General features: G+C 45.2%; 5 protein-coding genes. 2 read left to right on the top strand and 3 right to left on the bottom strand.

Annotation, left to right across the window (positions count from 1 at the left end; translation table 11 throughout):
- The 3 genes from L1D55_RS21170 to L1D55_RS21160 form a co-directional block, all read right to left on the bottom strand.
- Positions 1-117 (bottom strand): transposase (locus L1D55_RS21170; protein WP_239918733.1); only part of this gene is annotated, 117 nt, incomplete at its 3' end.
- 194 nt (positions 118-311) lie between these two features.
- Positions 312-1,997 carry a GMC family oxidoreductase N-terminal domain-containing protein gene (locus tag L1D55_RS21165; RefSeq protein WP_239918732.1) on the bottom strand — a complete coding sequence of 562 codons (1,686 nt, stop codon included), beginning with the start codon at positions 1,995-1,997 and terminating at the stop codon, positions 312-314.
- Positions 1,990-3,576, bottom strand: a complete 1,587-nt coding sequence (locus tag L1D55_RS21160) for a long-chain fatty acid--CoA ligase (protein ID WP_239918731.1) — start codon at positions 3,574-3,576, stop codon at positions 1,990-1,992. Before L1D55_RS21160 ends, L1D55_RS21165 begins: the two co-directional genes overlap by 8 nt.
- Positions 3,577-3,944: 368 nt before the next feature.
- On the opposite strand from L1D55_RS21160, the gene L1D55_RS21155 reads away from it, so the two are divergent.
- Positions 3,945-4,976, top strand: a complete 1,032-nt coding sequence (locus L1D55_RS21155; RefSeq protein ID WP_102425330.1) for an AraC family transcriptional regulator — start codon at positions 3,945-3,947, stop codon at positions 4,974-4,976.
- A 528-nt stretch (positions 4,977-5,504) separates the two neighbouring features.
- Positions 5,505-6,656 (top strand): MFS transporter, encoded by a 1,152-nt coding sequence (locus L1D55_RS21150; RefSeq protein WP_239918730.1) that lies wholly within the window; start codon positions 5,505-5,507, stop codon positions 6,654-6,656.
- Positions 6,657-6,724 lie beyond the last annotated feature (68 nt).

The following is a 6,724-nucleotide window of genomic DNA, read 5'->3' as shown; positions in this document are numbered from 1 at the left end:
TCGATAAACTTCTTTACCTACATTGTTTTTCAAAATCCTAAATCGATACTTTGGTGTCCACACTATGTGATATTGACATCTCCAAAATACGTGGGAAGCTTGATTATATCTGCTCATGTTATTTGTCCTCTTTGACTTCGCTAAAAATCAAGGGAGCATTTAACATGGGTAGAACTACAGGCAAAGCCAAACTGAATGATAACCACCTACTGAAGTAGGTGGTTTAGGGCTGAAAACAAAAATAGGTTATGAGCCCTTAATAAATAAGGCTTCATAACCTATATTCAGACAACAATTTATCGTATTGTCTTCTAAACACTTAATTCGTGTTCTGCTTTCTCGCCTGCTTCATGCTTGTTCAAATCACTCTTCTGATTCAAGTCGCTTTGTTCACTCAAACCATATTGCTCTTTGATCTGGTCAGCAATCTTCTCTGCGATCATGATAGTTGGCGCGTTGGTATTCGCTCCCACGAGTGTCGGCATAATCGAAGCATCAATGACTCGTAAACTCTCCATCCCGTGAACTTTCAAATCTTTGTCCACTACTGCCAGTACATCATCGGCAGTGCCCATTTTACAGGTTCCTACAGGGTGGTACTGGGTATCGGAACGATTACGGATATCTTGTTCAATCGCCTTGTCATCATTGGCATCGACCGGATAAAAAGCGTCGCCACGAATATCATCGAACGCTTCGCTTTCTAGCATCTGATATTGCTTCTTCCACCCTTTAATCATGATTTCCATGTCATCCGAGTGACTGAAAAACGCTGGGTCGATCTTTGGTGGATCGTAAGGATCAGAGCTATTGAGTGTCACGGTGCCATGGCTTTTTGGCCTCAGCAAGGTGACATGTGAGGTAAAGCCATGACTAGTATGGATTTTTCTCGCGTGGTCATCCACTACAGCAACGACAAATACAAACTCCAAATCCGGCACTGCGATATGATCATCAGAACAAAGAAAGCCAATGCCTTCCGCAAAGTTGCTGCTCATTTTCCCACGGCGCTCTTTATGCCACAAAGGTAATGCTTTAGTCATTTCAGCGGCCATTTGCAACGAAATACCGAAGGTTTCTCGCTTTTCGCTGCACTTATAAGAGTGCACCAAATCAATATGATCTTGCAGGTTTTTACCCACTCCTGGCAGCTCATGGACTTGCTCGATACTGTGTTCCGCCAGCTCATCTTTAGCACCCACGCCTGACAGCAACAACAGTTGAGGAGTTCCAAAAGCGCCTGCAGATAAAATGACTTCCTTGTTACATCGAATCTGGTAGCGATTCCCGTTAGAACCGTATTCAACTCCAACCGCTTTCTTACCTTCAAACAAGACTTTATGAGTCGTCGCTTTAGTTACGACAGTTAAATTGGAACGCGATAGGTTTGGCGTCAAATAAGCCTTGGCAGCACTGCATCGTTCACCATTTAACTGAGTTACCTGAGTCGGCATGGCACCAAACTGAGCGGCTCCGTTGATGTCTTCATTTCGCGGTACACCGATCGATTCACACGCCGATAAGTAGCGCTCCAACATTGGGCTCGGTGACCTAAGGTTTGCCACATTTAAAGGCCCGCCTTGACCATGATACTCATCTTTGTGCACTTCGTTGTTTTCAGCTTTCTTAAAGTAAGGCAGGCATGACTCGTAACCCCATCCTGCATTACCTAAACTTTCCCAAGTGTCATAGTCATAACGATGGCCACGCGCGTACATCATGGCGTTAATAGAACTCGACCCGCCTAGCGTCTTACCTCTTGGCTGATAACCTTTACGCCCATTTAAGCCCGGCTGCTCAACCGTCTCAAAAGCCCAATTATTGAGTTTGGTCGGCATCATCGCCACAACGCCAACTGGAGTATGAATAAAGGGGCTCGTGTCTTTGCCACCAGCCTCGAGCAAACAAACAGTCGTATTTGGGTCTTCTGACAATCGAGAAGCCATCACGCACCCAGCTGAGCCGCCGCCTACAATAATAAAGTCATAGTTATCCATTGATTGCCTCCGCAACTTCTAAAGGATGTAGCTCTCGCTTTAAGATTTTTCCTGTTGCCGTCATTGGTAGCGCGCTACGAATAAATACTTTACGAGGGTATTTGTAATCGGCCAGTTGCTCTCGACACCATGCCATTAACGCTTTGCTGTCACATTGTGTATGTTCGTGAAGTACCACATGCGCATGAATCTCTTCCCCCAACTGATCATGATGTTCGCCAACCACAGCCACCATCTCGACATCCGGGTGACACATCAACACTTCTTCGATCTCTCTCGGGTAAACGTTGTAACCACCACGGATAATCATGTCCTTCACACGGTCAACAATGAACAAGTTGCCGTGCTCATCCACACGCCCGATATCACCCGTTAAAAACCAACCATCTCTGATCGCCTCTGAGGTTGCTTCTGGTCGTTGATAGTAACCTTTCATTACACTTGGGCTCTTAATGCACACTTCACCCAACTCTCCCATTGCGACCGAGTTGCCTTGTACATCAGTAATTTTGATAAGATGTCCACACAGGGGTTGGCCGACACTGCCAGATAGTCGATCACCATCAATGTGATTAAAGGTCGCGACTGGCGCTGTTTCAGATAGCCCGTACCCTTCCAATACTGGCAGCTCAAAGCGAGACTCAAACTGACGAATCACCTCAAGTGGCATAGATGCCCCTCCAGACACGCCTAGTCTCAAGCTATGCTTAACCTGCTCAGAACGCTCTAACGATTCCTCTCCCGCTCTGAGCAGTGCGATATACATGGTAGGAACGCCAGCAAACACGCTTACTTTGTGGCTAATGATCTGTTCAATCACCAATGATGGCTCGAAGCGTGGAATCAAAACCATAGTTGAACCCGTCAACACACTCGCGTTCATCATTACGGTTTGACCAAAACTATGGAATAGAGGAAGTGTTGCCATTGTTGTATCACTGTATTCCAATCTCATCAGATACTGCGAGGACATTGCATTGGTTTGCATGTTGGTGTGAGACAACTCAGCCCCTTTTGGCTGGCCAGTAGTACCTGAGGTATACAGAATAACCGCTGTATCATCTCCATGGCAGGCTATAGATTCAAAGGTTTCTATAGGCTGTTTCAACCAATCGGTTATGGCTTCCTTCTTTTCAGCGGTTTCTTCAGAACATGCATCACTGCCTGACGGGGTCGGCATAGAGACAAAATGCTCACATTTGTTTGCTTGTGCAAACCCTTGTAGTCCGTAACGCCCAATAGGAAGATCATCAGTTCCCTCAAAACAAAGGTAGGCCTTCGCGTCGGAGTCATTCAAGTGATAAGCAATTTCTCTCGCCTTAAACAACACGTTTAAAGGGACGACAACGCAGCCAGCTTTCAAAATGCCGTAATATGCGATGGGGAAATAAGTCACATTGGGACAAGACAGTGCAACCTTATCCCCTTTATTTAATCCAAGTCGCTTTAGATTTGCAGCGACCTTCCCTGCAAGTTGTTCCAACTGAGCAAAGCTGACTTCATCCGCCCCCATACGTAGGGCGGCTTTGGTTGGAAAGAGTGAAGCGCTACGTTCTAAGTTAACAGCAAGATTGTGCATCCATGATCTCCTTGTTTGGCTGGACCCAGCGGTCACATTCGCCTTAGACGTTTAATCGTTGTAATGAGTTTTGTCTTTGTTGCTACGGGAGTCGCATATTGGAGCGTCACGTTAATAAAAGTGATTATTGAGCAAAATGTTGGAAACGAACCAATGTGCAACTTGTGAAATTACAACATTTTGATAACATCCCGAACAGGTTTCAAAAAGACAAAAACCGGTGATATTCGGACACAGCTCTAACAGGCCAAGTAAAACTTTGAACTGACGAATAAAAATTTTGAATTAACTTAGGGAAGTGAGAACAAACGAGAGGCGAAAATGTTAAGAGTTCGGTTAAGATGACAAACTTCAACAAGAGGAATTCTATGGAATACACCGCAGTCTATGAACCCGATATGCAAGCATTCGGTATTCTTGACCTTCAGCTACTGCATCGTTACATGTCACCGGCTCTCAGTATCGAAGCGTTGTTGGAAGGCAGTAATATTGATGATCTTCAGCTCAATACGCCAGATACTCACATTACTTTGGCGCAAAAGTTGGCGGTGTTCAGTAACGCACTAGCGAACACGGATGAAGGCGGATTAGGTTTACGAGTTGGTCAGCAGGCCCGATTTAGCGACTTTGGAGTGTTGGGATATGCGGTGTTCAGTAGCGAAACGCTGTTAGATGCTTTACTGATCGGGTTTAAATATTTGCAACTTGCTGGCCCTGTACTGAGAAAGACCATGTCTGTAGAGGATAACGTTGGGTACTTTCGCGCAGAACAACTGATCGACTTAGACTCTGTGCTGCCATTTTGTTGCGAGTATTGGTTTGCGGCGATCCAAAGCCTGTGTGAAGAAGTGCTGCAACAGCCCTTTCCATCACAAGTGATCCGTTTCCCTTATCCTAAGCCAGAGTACGGTGACCTTTATACAGAGGTTTTCCGTTGTCCTGTTGAATTTAATAGCGACCGCCTTGAATGGCAATTTGATGCGACCAGCTTGTACTCTCCTCTGCCCACCGCTAATACCATTACATTACAAATGTGTCTCAAGTCGTGTGATGACATGTTGGCAAAAGTGAGTGCATCCACCAGCCTGAAAGAGAAAGTCTCTCAAATGCTGCTTGAGAGGCCAGGATGTTATCCATCGATAGAGTCGATCTCCTCAGAGTTGGGCATGTCTTCTCGCACTTTGCGTCGCCATCTTAAAGCGGCCGATACAAGTTACCAGAAAATACTCGATCACGTTCGTTTCCATCTTTCTCGACACTATCTATCGTCGACAAAAATGAGCATTGAAGAGATTTCTGAACGTGTTGGTTTTTCTGACAGTGCCAACTTCCGTCACGCATTTCGTAAATGGAGTGGAAGCTCACCACGTCAATACCGAAAAGACGCACTCTTATCGTAAACTGCACTTAAAATTTAATTTCAACGCTACAAATAAATTTGTTTTCACCCTCTTAATTAAATAGCCAATGAACAAGGGTTTAACGGATTTTTGACCACATAAAATCTCGTGAAATGATTAGGGCGTGTTGACCTTTCGTGGTTAAATTTTGTTCGAGATAAAAGCGTTTTAATCGCGGCGAGGGAGAAGTAGCCTAGCCATTCTAAGCAAATCTCACTCAACAAAGAGTAAAACGCTTTTAGCCGAACCCTTCGGGCAGCGTTTGCTGGTCATTTCTACTACGTTATCGGCTTCTCATGTAGGCTAGCTACACATCGACGCCTCTGCCTTGTATAAATACCCAGCAACTCGCTGCAAAAATCAGCTCGAAAGATCAACACGCCCTATATATCGCAACGGTATTTTAGTTTTGTTAGTCGATAAATTTCTTTTGTCTTAACGACCATTTTTATTCGTTTTACCCAATTCAGTTTCTCCCCCATAGTCGCGGAAAATTCATCGTTTCTCACACTTTCGGGGGCTCCTGCATTGGACAACATCCAACCAACAACTCGCATAACCGTTCCAGTTATTGCACTGTCTTTCTACGCGATCGCTTCAGGCTACCTAATGAGCTCATTGCCATTAATGCTATCTGAATACGGCCTAGACAGTAATCTATCGAGTTGGTTGGCGAGTGCCTTTTATGCAGGCCTTTTAGCGGGTACGTTATTGATTGAGCGTGCGATTGCACGTATCGGCCACAAAGACGCGTTTGTAATGGCACTGACCGTGTTTATCGCAACGATCCTTGTGTTGCCATTGATCCCACACCAAGCAGTGTGGCTAATTGCGCGCTTTGTTGCGGGTGTGTCGGTTGCGGGTATTTTCGTCATTGTTGAATCATGGCTAATGAGCGGTGACGAATCACAACGTGCAAAACGCTTAGCGATTTACATGTGTTCACTGTACGGCGGTTCTGCAGTTGGTCAGTTAGGTATTGGTTACCTAGGTATTACTGGCGGTGTACCTTTTATTGCAATGTTCACTTTGCTATTTGGCGCGATCATTGTATTAATGTACGGACAAGCGACACCACCACAGATCCATGATGCTCAGTCTTTATCTCTAAAACAGATCAGCAAGTTGAGCCACAGTGCGTTAATCGGCTGCATCGTATCAGGTCTTACACTGGGTGCTATTTACGGTTTAATGCCTGTCGAGCTAGAACAACGTAATATTGCGCACGAAGACATTGGCGGTTTAATGGCGTTGGTTATTATGGGTGGTATGGCTGTACAACCAATGGTGACTTGGTTATCTCACCATGTAGGTCAAGTGTTACTAATGGCTCTGTTCTGCCTACTTGGCGTAGCAAGTATTGGCGTGTTAACCATCAATCATGATTTCTACGTGTTAGGTATGAGCCTATTCGTACTAGGCATGGCAACGTTCGCGCTTTACCCAATTGCTATTAACTTGGGCTGTCGTAACTTGGATCCAAGCTACTTGGTATCAGTGACTCAAATCATGCTGCTTTGCTACAGCATTGGCTCTGTTGCAGGTCCGATCGTGGCAGATAGCTTCATGGATTCACAAGCAGGGTTGTTCACTTACCTGTTTGCATCGTTACTAGCGACGACGATTTACATGTTGATTGCGAGCCTTAAACGCTCTCATCTACAAATTGCGGGCGAATAAGTCGTTATCTTACCTTTGAGCGATACACTTAGGGGCTCTTCACTAAAGACAATACGTCCAAATGAAGC

It is taken from the genome of Vibrio sp. Isolate22 (genome assembly GCF_022398115.1).
GTDB lineage: Bacteria > Pseudomonadota > Gammaproteobacteria > Enterobacterales > Vibrionaceae > Vibrio.
The sequence above is the reverse complement of the archived record's forward strand: the minus strand, read 5'-3'. Positions and strand labels throughout refer to the sequence as shown.